The organism is Flectobacillus longus (genome assembly GCF_030056705.1).
GTDB lineage: Bacteria > Bacteroidota > Bacteroidia > Cytophagales > Spirosomataceae > Flectobacillus > Flectobacillus longus.
Genome location: NZ_JASHIC010000012.1, coordinates 1 through 15,155, shown reverse-complemented (window position 1 = coordinate 15,155; position 15,155 = coordinate 1). Strand labels below are relative to the sequence as shown.

The window sequence follows — 15,155 nt, the reverse complement described above, 5'->3', positions numbered from 1 at the left end:
GTTTATGCGTTGAAAAAGGGTGAGTTGATGTAGCATCAACATTTAAAATCCATAAATCAATATAATATAGTGGCTAGGTTTATGTGGATACGAAGCCTAAAGCTATTTCTCTGTTGAAATAGTTTAAAAACTTATACAAAATTCACTATTTATACTTTGAGGTAAAATGGATAGAATCTTGAAAAAGATGGATAAAATTATGGTTTTGTTTCTGGCTATCTGACAGTCTTTTCTGATTTGATTATGAATATCCGACAGACGAAATTATGTTTGCTGAATCAAGTGAAAAATACAAAAACTACAAGCCAATTTAAACTCTCCAAACCATGTCTCAACATCCACTTATTACACATATAACCGAACAAATTACATTGACAGATACCGAAATTGCTTGTGTTTTGAGTTATTTTCAAGGGCAAGAATATCAAAAAAAAGAGCATTTGTTACAAGAGGGTAATATCTGTAAGAACTTATTTTTTGTGTCGAAAGGCTGTTTGAGATTGTATTTTATGAATGAAAAAGGGCAGGAGCAAACCATTCAATTTGCGCTTGAAACGTGGTGGATGACCGATCTGATGGCCTTCGAAAAATCTGGAGAATCGGGTTTTAGCATACAAGCACTCGAAAAAGTAGAGGTGATGGTAATTACTCACGAGAGTTTGGAAAAACTCTTGTGTGAAGTACCCAAATTGGAACGGTATTTTAGAAAAGTCTACCAACGAGCGTACTCGGCGTCCTTGCTTCGGGTCAAATTCCTTTATACGATGTCGAAAGATATTTTTTATGAACATTTTGCCTCGCATTACCCCGAATTTGTTCAGCGGATTCCGCAGAAAGTATTGGCATCATTTCTGGGTTTTTCACCAGAGTATTTGAGTGAACTTCGCAAGAAAAAAACCTTAGAAAAAAAGTAGCATTTGAGCGTTCTTAAACTGGTTTAAGTTTTTTCTTTAGTCAAAAAGTGAACTTTGTCATGTAGTCCAGCGACGAAAATAATAATAAAATTCGATGGATATTTTTAAACGACAAATTGACATCATACCATGACAACTAGAGTAAAAATTCACGCATCACAGCCAGCGGCTTGGAAAGCCATGTACGGATTAGAACAATATTTGACAACGACCTCAGTAAGTAAAACTCACAAAGAGTTTATCAAGTTGCGTGCCTCACAAATCAACCATTGTGCTTTTTGTATCGATATGCACAGCAAAGACGCCCTAAAAAATGGTGAAACAACGCAGCGCCTTCTATTACTAGATGCTTGGCGAGAAACAGACCTATTTACGGAGGAGGAAAAGGTGGTATTAGCCATAACAGAAGAAATTACGCTCATCAGTGAGAAAGGTTTGACAGAAGAAACCTATCAAAACGCCCTGAAATACTTCAGCGAAGATTACATTGCCCAAGTCATTATGATTGTAGTTGCAATAAATGCATGGAATCGTATTTCGGTAAGCACACACATTACCGTAGGAGAGAAGTTTTAGCTTAACCAGAAACGCTAATAGTGACACAAACCCTGATGGAAATGGATATTTCTGTCAGGGTTTTATTGGTATATTGACGTTGGGTAAGAAAGTTGTTGGGGGGGATTTTCGTTGGTAGCAAGCTCACAGAATCGAGGCTATAATTATTAAATGATGTGCAATTATTTCAAATAATATCCATAACTATACTTATAGTCCGTTGTTTTATAAACTACAAACAAGGAACTTTATACACATGGACATAAGAATTAAACTAGGAATAAGGCTTAAAGAACTTAGAAATGAAAAGGGGCTTAGTCAAGAAAAGTTCTCATTTATTTGTGAGCTTGATAGGACCTATATCGCAAGTATTGAGCAAGGGAAAAGAAATGTTTCAATAGCAAACATTGAAAAAATTGCAAAAGCTCTTGATATGTCTGTTTATCAATTTTTTCAATCAGAATTATTTAAGTAAATATGGATATTCAAGCATACGAAACACTTATTACTAATCAATTAGATGAACTTGTAAGAGATATAATCATTGCAAATCCCAAATTAAATATTGCTGTTAAGAAGGGTGAACGAGTTGGAGATGGAATTAGCAAATTTCTTGAAAGCAAGTTTGTAGAATTTACCCAAAAACATCAATACTTTAAAGAGTCTTTGGCTTCACCCGAAGGGAAAACAAAAAATCCTTTTGATATACAAACATTTTTTGAAATCAACAACCACAAAGAATTGCTTTGGATTGATTTTAAAGCCATTAATGTTGATAATGACGACACAAATCCTGATAGTGGTACACCAGACAAAATACTGACATTGATCAATAGTGGGTATTTTTATTTAGCTTATATTCTTGTCTATTACAAAGGAAATGAAACAGGGTTAGAGTTTGTGAAAAATAAGGAGATATTTGTAAAATCATATTTCCTTAAGGATGTTAGTAGTACAATGAGAATAACACCTGCAAACCAAATGCAAGTCAATGGTTTTGCAGAACCAATATACAGAACCCGAGAAGAATTTTTAGAGTTTTTACTTCAAAAGAAAATTGAATCTAACGAAAGAAAACTGAAAAAGGCAACGGAAGAATTAGAAAATTTAAAACAAGGTAATTTCAAAAAAGACTTATCATTAGACCAGCTCAAAGAGCTTAATAAATCACAAGAAGCAAGTATCAAAAATCTTTGATACTTGCCTCAATCGTAGTAATTTCAATATTAGACAACTCATAGTAAGAGTAAACCAATTTATCTATTTGAGTTTTGACTGAATCTTTTGAGCCAAAATTGGTGTAGATTTCTTTACAGAATCTTGATATTTCATTTTGTAATTTAATGTCACTAGGGATATAAATAGTTCCTAAATCACCAATTTTTATTTGCGGTTGTTTGCCTTGTGAAAACCTTATTATATTCATTTGTTGAGCATAGTAAGTTACAAAGTCTGTATTCAGAAAGCCACATAAAAAATATAAAAATTCAATTGTTTCTGCAGAATTATTTCTCAGTGAAAAAACGTAAAGACTATTATTTGCCGAACTTTTACCTAAATCAATTGTAGCAATTATCTCTTTTGCCGACTGTCTAATAAACAATTTTGGATTATCATAAATAATCGTTTCGCCTAACCCTAATCTTTTTTTATTCTTAATGCCTTGTTTTTCAAGTTCCATTTTTAACTCATCATTAATAGAATCTTGTAAGGATTTATCGTAATAAAAATATTTTTTAAAATCCAGTTTACCATACTTTTCGGAAAGCGCTTTTGAACCTTGATAATAGGGATACAATAAATTTTCTTCTCTATTTCCTTTGTCTATGAAAGTAAATTTATCTTCCATATCTAAAAGCATCACACAAGTACGTAAATTCTTGTTTGGGTATAATTGTAATATGGTTTTATCTTTTTTGGCTTCAACCTTGTCTAAAATTTGCTTTGAAATGGAGCACCCATTGTATCTGAATTTATACTCATCATTTTTATTATACCAACTTGACTGTTCAACCAAATATCGATTTCCTGTTTTATGGTCAATGATTTGTACATTATGATTTACACTTTTAGTTTTTGAAAGTTTAATAATTACTTGACCACTCGCAACATCAAAATCTTTAATGTTTACCTGCAACTCATCAATAGTTGTATTGTCTAATAAATATTTTCTTGTAAACTCATAAGCTGTTTCAAAAAAAGAAACATCAATAATAAAACTCAACTGACCGTTCTCTTTCAAAAAATCAAGCGAGTGTTCTATGAATAACATCACAAGATTAAGTTTCCCATTTTTTACTGAACTGGGAAATTGATGATAATTATTTAAGTAATTTATTCTTTGTTCTTCATTCTCCTTTTTATCTCTTCTTCCATACAATGTAATATAAGGTGGATTGCCGATTACATAATCGAACGAATTATATAAATTAGAAAATGGAGTAGTCCTAACTTCATCAAACAGCGATAATCCAGAAGAAACTTTATCTGTAAAATCCCAAGTTATTCCGTTAAATGAACCTTGAAAAGCTTCATCAAAAAGAAAAGTGTATAATTTTTGAATATTACTTTTGGTTTTTTCAACCATTTCATCTTGGACATCAACAAAGAAAATATTATTTGTTATAAAGTTTGAAATCAGTAAAGCATCAGGAAACTTTAAATAAATATCGGATAACAATTGTAAAATAAAAATACCTTGACCACAAGACGGTTCAAGGATTCTTTTGGTAAAAATTCCTGAATCAATTAAAACAACATCTAGTAAATTTTCGACTGTGTTAACAGAGTTTGTAAAGAAAACACCCTTTTTCTTCCTATCAATTTTGTCTAAACCTTGTTCATAGTCGTTTTGACCAAAGGCAATTCTTAGAAGAAAGGATGAGATTTGACTTGTACTTTTAAGTTCTTTAATTAGCATTATACTATTACGTTTAATTAACATTGACAAATGTAAAAAAATATACAATGATACTTATAAACTACAAGTACTTTTCTGCTGAATAGACTAAATATTTGAATGACAGAATACTAATAGATAACAGTCATTTCTATTGCAACCCCCAATATTTTATTCCCCTCCTCTAAACCCATTTTAGAGGAGGTTTTTTTGTTCAAATCTTAGCTTAAATAGATGTTTTAGAAGCTTAGGGGGATAAAAGTAGCTTATGCTAATATGCACGCCCTTATTTTTTTCAGAATGCCTTTATACCGATTGTTAAAACCTATTAAAAATACACTATTTGTGAAAAAATCACTAAATTTGCATAGATAAAACTAAAATGTATGTTAATTAAGTTTTCTGTAGAGAATTTTTCGTCATTTAATGGCAGACAGAATTTCTCATTATTACCAGGCAAAGGAACGCTAAAGGGAGAACATAAGACAAAAAAAATCAAAGGAATCTCTGTCCTTAAAACTTCCGTGTTATTTGGTGCCAATGCTTCTGGAAAGTCAAACCTCATCAAAGCAATCGAATTTGGAAAAAGATTGGTATTACGAGGAACAAATCCTGAATCTATTATTGACTATCAAAAATTCAGATTAGATAAAAATTGTACTAATAAAGATTCTAGAATCGAATATGTTATCCAACACAATGGCAAAAATTATGCTTATGGATTTGTTTTTGATTCCACTGCCATAAAGGAGGAATGGCTATTTGAGGTGAGCTTGAAGAGCGAAGTGAAAATATTTGAAAGAAACATCAATAATAGCCAAATATATGATTTGGATAATATTGTGAAAAATATCAAATCTGACGAAGAAAAGCAATTTTTGAAATTTATCGCAAAAGGAACACCTAATAATCAGTTGTTTTTAAATGAAATCAGAACTCGAAAAGTTAAAGAAAATGTTTCAAAAATTGAAGATATACTGAATGTGATAGATTGGTTTCAAAACTCTTTAAAAGTTATTTTTCCTGATGACAAATACAATGAGGGTTTGAAGTTTGAATTGAATCAAGATGAAGAGTTATTAACAACATTTGAGCAGTTTTTAAAATATTTTGATACTGGTATTAATGGTGTATGCCTTGAAAAAGTTGATTTTGATAGCGTAGATGTGCCTAAATCAATTTTAAGTAAAATAAAAGAAGATCTATTAAGTAAGAAGTCAGAAAATGTAAGAGCTTCAATTCTGTCAAATAGAAATACCACCTATTTTCTTTCTATAAAAGATACAGATTTAGTTGTAGAGAAATTTATGACTAAGCATTCTGTTAAAGGACAGGACGAATTAGAAAAGTTTGATACAAGTGATGAGTCTGACGGAACAAATAGAATAATGGATTTTATACCACTTTTAATGGACTTGTTAAAAGGTGATAATGTATTTATTATTGACGAAATGGAAAGGAGTCTGCACCCTAATCTGATGTACGATTTAATCGATTTGTTTATTTCAAAAGCTACAAATATTAATAGCCAACTTATTTTGGCTAGTCACGAATCATCTGTATTAACTCAAAAATTATTACGAAAAGATGAAGTTTGGTTTGTGGTAAAAGATAATTTTGGAGCCAGTAAACTTCATTCTCTCGAAGATTACAATGTACGATTCGACAAAGAAATTAGAAAAGATTATTTATTAGGAAGATTTAAGGCAGTACCTCGCATAGGCAATAGAAATAAGCTTACAATTTTAAATCATCATTTATTGTAAATTATGCCAAGAGAAAGAGAGGATTTATTTAGAGAAAGCAATTCTTTAGAAAAAGAAAAAATAATAGTTTTAGCCTTTGAAGGGAACGATACGGAAGAAATCTATTTTGAGGAATTTAAGAACTCAGAGGTTTTCAATGATGCCTTGATATTTTTACACCTCCTAAAACGACCTAAAAAAGACACCAATAGTGCTCCAAATCACGTCTTTAGAAAACTGAAAAAGGAAGCAAAAGATGAGTATAATTTTAAGGATACCGATGAGCTTTGGATGATAATTGATACAGATAGATGGAAAAACATTCCAGATATAATTTCAGAATGTAAAAAGCAGTCAAATATGTTTGTCGCTGTGAGTAATCCTTGCTTTGAGTTTTGGTTACTTTTACACATTAAAGATATCGCAGAATACAGTGAAGAAGAGCTTAATTTAATGTTGAAAAATGGGAAAGTAAGTAGCAAGAAAAATTACGTAGATGCTAAAATAGTGGAAATTTTAGGTGCGTATAATAAAAGTAATCCCAAGCCAGAGTTATTTCTTCCAACCGTTGATTTTGCTATCGAACAAGCAAAGCAATTAGATGAAAAAGATGAAGAATATCCTAAAAATTTAGGCTCTCACGTTTATAAAGTTGTTATGAAACTAAAAAAACATGGGTAGCTATTTCATATCCTAGTTGCCCCTCCTCTAAACCCATTTAAAGGAGGGAAACCAGAATGAATTCACCATTAAACTTCCGCCCATTTAGGGTTTTGGGCAAGTACTTTTTGTTGTGTCGGACAATCGTCGTCGTGTGAACCTTTGAGATAGCCAATGCTCATCAAAAATTCGCCTACAATTTCACCTCCTGTAAATTTGAAAGTCTTTTTGAAAAGTTTTACCCATTCTTCCTTGGTTTTGGGATGGTGTGCTTCTAGCCATTTTTCGAAAGAGCCATATTCCTTTTGCAAAACCTGAATTTTTTTTGCGTTTTCTATCGCTGCATTGATTTTTAAGCGATTGCGAATAATGCCAGCATCTGATAAAAGCCTTTCTCTATCTTCCTCTGTGTAAGAAGCTACTTTGTTGATATCGTAATGACTATAGGCTTCTTTAAAGGCATGTTCTTTTTTGAGGATTGTTTCCCAGCTCAAACCCGCTTGGTTGATTTCTAAAATCAATCTTCCAAATAGTGCATTATCGTCGTGAATCGGGAAGCCGTAGTGATAGTCATGATAGTTGGCATGCAAGGCCTTGCGGTCGGCAGCTTGCATATTTTGAATAGCTTTGCAATAAGACATAGGTCGGGTTATAGATTTGTTAAACTCAATCAACGTAAGTAATTTCGAAATAGTTCTTTTAAAAAAGGAATCCTTACCTCCCGCTAACATGACTCAGCAAACGCCTTCTATTTTCGAATCACATTATAAAAAATTAGGTTTATTACCACTTTCAACGGATACTTTGGCATCAGCTAATAGTGATATGTACAAACCATTTATTAAGGTCTTGTACTTGCCCCAAGGATACCAACTAAAAGTAGATTTTCAAGAATACCAAACGGTAGAACCGAGTTTGTTTTTTGTGAACTCCAATCAGTTTTTACAGATAGACCAAGTGGGTGAGCAGATAGGATACATGTTGTATTACAACCGTGATTTTTATTGTATTCAAATTCATGATGCCGAGGTGGCTTGCGATGGTTTATTGTTTAACAATTTGCAAAATATGCCGATGGTGGAACTTCCTACAAGCGAACAGGGATGGGCAAATCAACTTTGGGCACAAATAGAGGAGGAGCTGACCATGAACGAATCAGGGCAGGAAGAAATGTTAAGAGTATATTTGAAACAGTTAATCATTCGTGCGACTCGCATCTGGAAAAAGCAAGAACTACACCAAGTTCAAGACGGAACTAATAGTGACATGGAGTTTTATCGAGATTTTAGTCGATTGGTAGAAATCCATTATAAAGAAAAACATAGCGTCGCTGACTATGCGGACTTATTGGGGTTTGCCCCAAAAACCTTGACACATAAATTTAAAAGATTGCATTTGTCTCAGCCCAATGAAGTAATCAAAGACCGTATTATTTTGGAGGCAAAACGCCTTCTGACCTACACACAAATGAGCGCTAAAGAAATTGCGTATCACTTGGGGTATGACGACCCTGCCTATTTTAATCGCCTTTTTGCTCAAAAAGTAGGTGATACGACGACTAATTTTAGAAATAAATACCTTCATGGGAAAAAAGTACAATAGTTGTATGCTTTTGTGCCTTTATCTGGGTGGTTCGTTGGAGTAATTTTGTCATATCAATTTGAAACAACAACTAAACAAATCAAAACATGAAAGCTCAAGCACTTGCCTTAAATAATGGCAGCACTCAAGAATTAACAATTGTAAAATCATTTTTAGTACTATTATTCGCTTTAATGGCGCATATCACATTGGGTCAATTACGCCCTTATGCTGGTCAGGATGACCCACAAGTTTTTACCGAAATAAGACTGTTTTTGAAAGCACTCAACACAAGTAATGGTAAACCGCTCGAACAACTCAGTCCAGCCGATGCACGTCAAGTATTGATTGGTGCTCAGAAATCGGTTCAGGTAGATTATTCTGGAATTCAAGAGAGCGAAAAAGTAATTTCTCAAAATGGATATAAAGTAAAAGTACATATCACCAAGCCTGTAGGCGTAAAACCAAACGCACCTGTTTTTATCTTTGTGCACGGAGGAGGTTGGGTGTTAGGAGACTATCCAACACATAGAAGATTAGTCCGTGACCTAGTGGTAAATAGTAGCGCCGTGGCTGTTTTTCCTGATTATACTCCATCGCCAGAAGCAAAGTATCCAGTAGCAATCAATGAAATTTATGCTGCTACACAATGGGTAGCCGAACATGGTAAAGAGATAGGCGTAAATGGTAAAAACTTAGCAGTAGTAGGTAATAGTGTAGGAGGGAACATGTCAGCGGTAGTTGCGCTTATGGCAAAAAATAACCACGGACCAGCGATAAAACTACAAGTACTTTTATGGCCTGTTACCGACGCCAACTTCGAGACAGGTTCATATAACGAGTTTGCAGAAGGTCGCTTTTTGACTAAAAATATGATGAAATGGTTTTGGGACAACTATTTGCCAGAGGTAGAAAAACGTCAAGAAATCTACGCTTCACCTTTACAAGCTACGGTAGAGCAATTAAAAGGTTTGCCAGAGGCATTGGTACAAACAGCCGAAAATGATGTGTTACGTGACGAAGGGGAGGCTTATGCGAGAAAGCTCAATGAAGCAGGTGTAAAAGTTACTTTAGCAAGATATAATGGATTGATTCATGACTACGGTATGTTGAACCCTATTTCAGGTGTTACGGCCTCTAAAGTTGCCGTCTTGCAAGCAGCATTAGCAATCAAAGAAGCGTTGAAATAGCAAAAAAAGAGACATTCCCTAGATTTAGTGATTTTTGATTGAGGGATTATTGTAAAATGTATTAGAATCAAAAAAGGCGTTCGAAAAACTCATTTCGAACGCCTTTTTTGATTATTTATTCTATTCCCCATTGACACATCCTCAGACGCAATCGTTGCGTCTCTACAAGTTAAATTCACGAAGAATAATCACTAAATCACAATCCACTCAATTATTTTCTATAATCTCCTTGACGTTTTACCATCCAGCCTGGGTATTGCATTGGAAGTGGACTCACTGCATCAATTTTCTGCAAATCTTCAGCCGAAAGTTGTATCTGAGTCGAAGCAATATTGTCTTGTAACTGAGTAATTGTTTTAGCTCCGATAATCGTACTGGTAACACCTGGTTGATGACGAACCCATGCCAAAGCTACTTGTGCCACGGTGGTTTGATTAGCTATTGCAATTTCCTGCATAACATCTACCAAATCATAAGCTTTTTCTTTGTCGATTGGAGGAAAATCAAAATTCTCTCTTCTCGACCCCGCTACTACCTGCTGACGGGTATATTTGCCACTTAAGAAACCACCAGCCAATGGACTCCAAGGGAAAATTGCTAATTTGTGATGCTGTGCCATCGGTACTAATTCATGCTCAATATCACGAGAAACAGCCGAGTAATAGTACTGTAAACCAATGAAATGATGCCAGTTGTGGCTTTTGGCAATTTCTTGCGCTGTAGCCACCATCCATGCGGGCCAGTTACAAATGGCAATGTAGCGAGCTTTTCCTGCATTTACTACATCATTTAAGGTATGTACAATTTGCTCAACCGAAGTACGAGGGTCAACGCCGTGAACATACAAAATGTCCACATAATCCATTTGAAGACGTTTCAAACTTGCATCTACTGAGTTAAAAATATGATAGCGTGACAAGCCTGCACTGTTAGGCGATTCGTCCATTCTGCCTAAAACCTTGGTTGCAATCACCACCTGATCACGACGGATACCGAGGTCAATAAGTGACTGTCCGAGTAGTTGTTCAGACTGACCAAATGAATAAATGTTGGCCGTATCGATAAAGTTAATTCCTGCATCAATCGCTGCTTTGATTAATTGGTTTACTTCCTCCTGTTGAAGTTGTCCAATGTTACTCCACATACCAGCGTCTTGTCCGCCAAAAGTCATAGTTCCGAGGCATAATTCTGATACCAAAAGACCAGTTTCGCCTACATAATTGTATTTCATAGGTTTTGTTTTATTAGTTTTTGAAAAAGTTTTTACTAAAAATCTGATGCAAATTTCTTACAAAACTCTTGTGTACAGTTATCCCAAACGAAACAGAAACTATAAAAAATCAAACAATTTATATTTCTCGGAATAACTTTGGAGTGGTTTGCAACGAACGACGGAAAAAGGAAGTAAAATGCGAAGGATCGTCAAATCCAACGGCGTATCCTATTTCCGCAATATTCCAATCGGTATGTTTGAGGAGGGTTTGCGACTCTTGCAAAACCCTTTCTTGAATCAACTGAGAGGTAGTTTTACCTGTAACTGTTTTCAAGGCACGGTTGAGGTGATTGATATGAATGGAAAGATGCCCCGCAAAATCGGCAGGAATGCGTAGTTTCATTCTTTGTAAAGGCGATTCAATCGGAAATTGTCTTTCGAGTAATTCCACAAATAAAGAGGTAATACGATTATTGGCCGAATGTGTATGTTTTTGGATATTATCATTGGGCGACAAGCGCATGGCTTTATGAATAACCTGTTGTACTAATGCTCTCAAAAAATCGTATTTGAAGGCATAATCGACATTTATTTCAGCTGACATCTGTTCAAAAGTAAGTCGAAACTCCTCAATTTGCTCCTCATCGAGATTATAAATGGGAAAACTGCCAGGCTTGAAAATAGGATATTCTTTGATGTTAGGAATTTGATTCAAAAAAGCTTCTGTGAACACGCAAAAATATCCTCGCTGAGATTCCCCGATTCGTTCGATTTTGTAAGGAATCATAGGATTAGCAAATGAGATTCCTGCAGACTTTACTTCAATCGATTTGTCAGCGTAGTGATAAATATTATTGCCAATAATCAACGAAATTTTGTAATAGTCCTTGCGACTATAAGGCACAGATTTTGTCGGTTTACCAATATAATCCTCCATCTTGAATACATTGAAATGCCCTACGTCTTTACGGAGGTTTTCGGGTAAACAATCTGCGCTATTTAGATAAAAATCTTCTAATGTATGAACCTTTTCCATGAAGTAAAGTTATAAAAAATCAAACGAACATGTAAAAGACAACGAGAAAACTATATTACAAGTTAATTTCCTCATGCAGAATTCGATAAAATTCTTTGACAGCCTTTTTCTGATAAACTTCTTTCATTGAAATAATCATAGCCGTTCGGTCCATATTTTCACCAAGAAGCGGAATCGTTGCCAATCCGTCTTTCTGACTAACCGAAGTTTTTGCCAAAATCGTATGCCAATTTCCTGTTTTGACCAATTCCAATAAAGTCGGAATATCATTGATTTCAATCGCAATATTAGGCGACAAGGCATGGCGCTCAAATAAATCATGAACAAATTTGCTGGTCATATATCCTTTGGCAGGAAGAACCAATGGATATTGCGTAATCTGTTCTAAAGTTATCATCTCTTTTTGCGCTAATGCTGAATTTGGAGCTGTCACAACTGTCATAGGTGAGCAAAATAGATTTTGATAATCAAAATGTTTTTCAACAGCTATATCCCCAAAAAAACTTAGGGCAAAATCAAGTTCCAAATGATTTAATTTATCTATCAATTCTTCTGAAGTACCAAATACGATTTTTATCTTAATTTGTGGGTATTGCGTCGCAAAACGAATCAGTGCAGGAGTCAGTACATAACGCAGTCCATAAGTAACCCCTATCGTAATTTTTCCTGTTTGAAAATTGTGTAAGTCCCTTAGCATCAGCAATCCATCCTGTGCCTTATTGATACTTTGAAAAGCAAAATCTGCAAATAATGCACCCGCTTCGGTAAGGTTAACACGTTTGCCAATACGATTGAATAACGGTATATCGAGTTCATCTTCTAGCTGCTTAATCTGCTGAGAAAGAGTGCTCTGACTAATATTGAGTTGCTCTGCTGCTTCTGTAAAATTGAGTAATTCTTTAGCCTTGAGGAAATATTTTAATTGACGAAGCTCCATGGGTATTTAGTGAGTTGTGAGTTAGTGAATTGTGAATTGGCGTTTGTTTTAGGGGATTCCCTATTTTGGTTTATTTGTTATAAATCCGAAATCAAATATCCCAAATCCGAAATTGAGAAGGCTTTTATAAATCGAAAATACCGATTGATGTGATAGAAAAAAAGCGTTTTACGAATTTAAAACTTCTCTACAACTTTGTAGCGTAATCATGAAGCATTTCTAGAGTGTGGATGATATTGAGAAGAATGTTGCATAACGTAAAACATCCCAATTCATGAATATCGAATATAAGGCGGTTTCATTACCGAAAAATTTTATCTTAGGATTTACCCAAATATTGCTTTGGGGTGGGTCATTTTTCTTGCTGGCTATTTTAGCCAAACCAATTATTGCAGAAACAGGATGGTCGCACCAATTGGTGTATGGCGCCTTGTCTTTGGCGATGTTGGTATCAGGAATGTTGGCATCTAAAGTGGGAAAAATGATTGAGACAATCGCTAAAAATTACAATTTGTTATATGCAGGATTTGTCATGGGAGCGGGGCTTATTATCATAGGTTTATCCCATCATTTTTTGCTATTTTTATTAGGCTGGTGTGTGGTTGGTGTAGCTATGGCAATGGGTTTGTATGATGCACTTTTTGCTACTTTAGGTAAAAAATATGGTAAAATCGCCCGTAAATCTATTGTACAAGTAACTCTAATTTCTGGGTTTACCACAACGGTTGTTTGGCCTTTACTTTCTTTTTTATTGAATCATTATGGCTGGCGCAATGCTTGTTTTGTGTATGCAGGAATTCTTATCGTTTGGGTTTTTCCAGTTCACAAATTTTTGATTCCAGAAAAAGTACAAATGATAGAGGAGGAAAATACCTCAACGAATATTCAACAAGAACTCCCAACAGGCTTAGAAAATACCAGTGTGTTTACGATACTTTTAGTAAATTTTACCATTGGTTCTATCTTGATGACTGGGATTTCAGTCCATTTAGTAGAAATCTTAAATGACAATGGACTTCCCTTGACTATGGCAATAAGTGTTGGTGCCATGTTAGGGCCAAGTCAAGTGGGAATACGATTTTTGGATGCAATTTTACCTAAAAAAACACCTTTAAATTCAGCTTTGGTATCGTCAGTAACCATTTTTGTTGGGCTGGTGTTATTTTTAATGAGTCAGCAAATAGCTTTTTTAGCGGTAATTTGTTTTGGTTTGGGCAATGGAATGCGCTCAATTTTGCGAGGAACATTACCTTTATGGATATTTGGCGCCGACTCGTATGCAACAATCATGGGCAGATTAGCGGGTCTACCAATGGTTGCACAAGCGCTGACACCTCTGCTGAGTGGCTATATGATTGCTCATTTTAGTGTCAAAAAATTTGTCAGTTTATTGGTAGTTTTGGCATTTGTCAATATCATTACCATGGTTGTTTTAAGAAATAAAATATTGAATAAGAGCCGTGTACTGAGTGTATAGGCTCATACTCCACTTGAAAATATGAAAATTGTCCCCTTACAAGAAGGCAACTATTTTGTTGATAAAAATCGAGCGTTTATCCCATTGACCTCTGCGATACATGAGCAAGGTTTAAAACTAGCAGTGCAACCTTTTCTAGTCATTACCAATACCGATTATATCCTTATCGAAACTGGTTCGGGGCACGAGGACTTAGGGCGCCCGATTATCCTTGATTTGTTAGCCAAAGAGGGAATTCGTCCCGAACAAATAACTAAGGTATTTCTGACGCATTTTCATAAAGATCATATTGATGGTTTGGGAGTTATCAAGGATGGGAAATACCAAATAAATTTTCCAAATGCCCAAGTTTTTGGACAACAGAGAGAATACGAATATGCACTTTTGCAAACACAAAGTACCTCCTATAATTTCTCAAAACTAATACCATTACAGCATCTACCTAACATGGTTTGGATGCAGGAAGATAGCGGAATACTCACACCTGAAATCTCCTATCAAGTAGTAGGAGGGCACTCACCATATTTACAAGTATTTTGGATTAGAGACGGTGCTGAAACCTATTTCTTTGGCTCAGATAATCTTCCACAGGAAAGTTACTGGCAACATAGCATTGCCTACAAATCGGATTATGACGGTAAAAAAGCCAGAGATCTAAGAACTCAATGGAAGCATCAAGCCCAAGAAGAAAATTGGAAAATCTTACTTTATCATGATATGGAAAAAACGATGATATAGATTGTTTTCCGATTTTATGACATTTTGTTCAGGAGTAAAATAGGATTTCGAAAGCCCGAGATCAAACCTAAATCCATTTAATAAGAATTATTAGACATTATCACGGTTTCAGAAGTATCATAAAAAAAGGCTTGAATTTTTTAGATTTGTAGTTGCAAAACCAAACAAACTAAAAAAGACGAGCCATGAACAAAATTAACACATTAACTA

15 protein-coding genes are annotated in these 15,155 nt (G+C 34.7%); 10 read left to right on the top strand and 5 right to left on the bottom strand.

From position 1 onward, the window contains the following. Positions 1-326: 326 nt before the first annotated feature. The 4 genes from QM491_RS09925 (at position 327) to QM491_RS09910 (ending at position 2,666) form a co-directional block, all read left to right on the top strand. A complete protein-coding gene (locus QM491_RS09925) occupies positions 327-914 on the top strand; it encodes a Crp/Fnr family transcriptional regulator (protein ID WP_283327343.1) in 588 nt (195 codons plus the stop codon). A 129-nt stretch (positions 915-1,043) separates the two neighbouring features. Next, entirely contained in the window at positions 1,044-1,490 is a 447-nt protein-coding gene (locus QM491_RS09920; RefSeq protein ID WP_283327342.1) for a carboxymuconolactone decarboxylase family protein, read from the top strand. A 235-nt stretch (positions 1,491-1,725) separates the two neighbouring features. After that, positions 1,726-1,944 (top strand): helix-turn-helix domain-containing protein, encoded by a 219-nt coding sequence (locus QM491_RS09915; protein WP_283327341.1) that lies wholly within the window; start codon positions 1,726-1,728, stop codon positions 1,942-1,944. Between the two features lie 2 nt (positions 1,945-1,946). Then, positions 1,947-2,666, top strand: coding sequence for a hypothetical protein (locus QM491_RS09910; RefSeq protein ID WP_283327340.1), 720 nt, complete (start codon positions 1,947-1,949; stop codon positions 2,664-2,666). On the opposite strand, the gene QM491_RS09905 is transcribed toward QM491_RS09910, so the two are convergent. Beyond that, the gene (locus tag QM491_RS09905) at positions 2,653-4,389 is read right to left on the bottom strand and encodes an Eco57I restriction-modification methylase domain-containing protein (protein WP_283327339.1); all 1,737 of its coding nucleotides are present in this window, start codon (positions 4,387-4,389) and stop codon (positions 2,653-2,655) included. The two genes, QM491_RS09910 and QM491_RS09905, sit on opposite strands and share 14 nt — an antisense overlap. Before the next feature lie 365 nt (positions 4,390-4,754). On the opposite strand from QM491_RS09905, the gene QM491_RS09900 reads away from it, so the two are divergent. Together QM491_RS09900 and QM491_RS09895 are read left to right on the top strand one after the other, a co-directional pair. Next, the gene (locus QM491_RS09900; protein ID WP_283327338.1) at positions 4,755-6,134 is read left to right on the top strand and encodes an AAA family ATPase; all 1,380 of its coding nucleotides are present in this window, start codon (positions 4,755-4,757) and stop codon (positions 6,132-6,134) included. A 3-nt stretch (positions 6,135-6,137) separates the two neighbouring features. Further along, positions 6,138-6,794 (top strand): RloB family protein, encoded by a 657-nt coding sequence (locus QM491_RS09895; protein ID WP_283327337.1) that lies wholly within the window; start codon positions 6,138-6,140, stop codon positions 6,792-6,794. 68 nt (positions 6,795-6,862) lie between these two features. Here QM491_RS09895 and QM491_RS09890 read toward each other — a convergent pair whose 3' ends face one another. After that, positions 6,863-7,414 carry a DNA-3-methyladenine glycosylase I gene (locus tag QM491_RS09890; RefSeq protein WP_283327336.1) on the bottom strand — a complete coding sequence of 184 codons (552 nt, stop codon included), beginning with the start codon at positions 7,412-7,414 and terminating at the stop codon, positions 6,863-6,865. An 88-nt stretch (positions 7,415-7,502) separates the two neighbouring features. Here QM491_RS09890 and QM491_RS09885 point away from each other — a divergent pair, with 88 nt between their 5' ends. Together QM491_RS09885 and QM491_RS09880 are read left to right on the top strand one after the other, a co-directional pair. Next, positions 7,503-8,375: a helix-turn-helix domain-containing protein gene (locus QM491_RS09885; protein ID WP_283327335.1), complete on the top strand. Its 873-nt coding sequence runs from the start codon at positions 7,503-7,505 to the stop codon at positions 8,373-8,375. 173 nt (positions 8,376-8,548) lie between these two features. Further along, entirely contained in the window at positions 8,549-9,544 is a 996-nt protein-coding gene (locus tag QM491_RS09880) for an alpha/beta hydrolase (RefSeq protein ID WP_283327486.1), read from the top strand. A gap of 211 nt (positions 9,545-9,755) precedes the next feature. Here the strand turns inward: QM491_RS09880 and QM491_RS09875 are convergent, their stop codons facing one another. The 3 genes from QM491_RS09875 to QM491_RS09865 all read right to left on the bottom strand — a co-directional run bounded on the left by QM491_RS09875 (position 9,756) and on the right by QM491_RS09865 (position 12,730). Continuing rightward, the gene (locus tag QM491_RS09875) at positions 9,756-10,775 is read right to left on the bottom strand and encodes an aldo/keto reductase (protein WP_283327334.1); all 1,020 of its coding nucleotides are present in this window, start codon (positions 10,773-10,775) and stop codon (positions 9,756-9,758) included. Between the two features lie 118 nt (positions 10,776-10,893). Then, complete coding sequence (locus QM491_RS09870) at positions 10,894-11,793, bottom strand: helix-turn-helix domain-containing protein (RefSeq protein ID WP_283327333.1); 900 nt, start codon at positions 11,791-11,793, stop codon at positions 10,894-10,896. A gap of 55 nt (positions 11,794-11,848) precedes the next feature. Beyond that, the gene (locus QM491_RS09865) at positions 11,849-12,730 is read right to left on the bottom strand and encodes a LysR substrate-binding domain-containing protein (RefSeq protein WP_283327332.1); all 882 of its coding nucleotides are present in this window, start codon (positions 12,728-12,730) and stop codon (positions 11,849-11,851) included. A 274-nt stretch (positions 12,731-13,004) separates the two neighbouring features. Here QM491_RS09865 and QM491_RS09860 point away from each other — a divergent pair, with 274 nt between their 5' ends. Both QM491_RS09860 and QM491_RS09855 read left to right on the top strand, forming a co-directional pair. After that, entirely contained in the window at positions 13,005-14,207 is a 1,203-nt protein-coding gene (locus QM491_RS09860) for an MFS transporter (protein WP_283327331.1), read from the top strand. A gap of 21 nt (positions 14,208-14,228) precedes the next feature. Beyond that, the gene (locus QM491_RS09855; protein WP_283327330.1) at positions 14,229-14,945 is read left to right on the top strand and encodes an MBL fold metallo-hydrolase; all 717 of its coding nucleotides are present in this window, start codon (positions 14,229-14,231) and stop codon (positions 14,943-14,945) included. Positions 14,946-15,155: the final 210 nt, after the last annotated feature.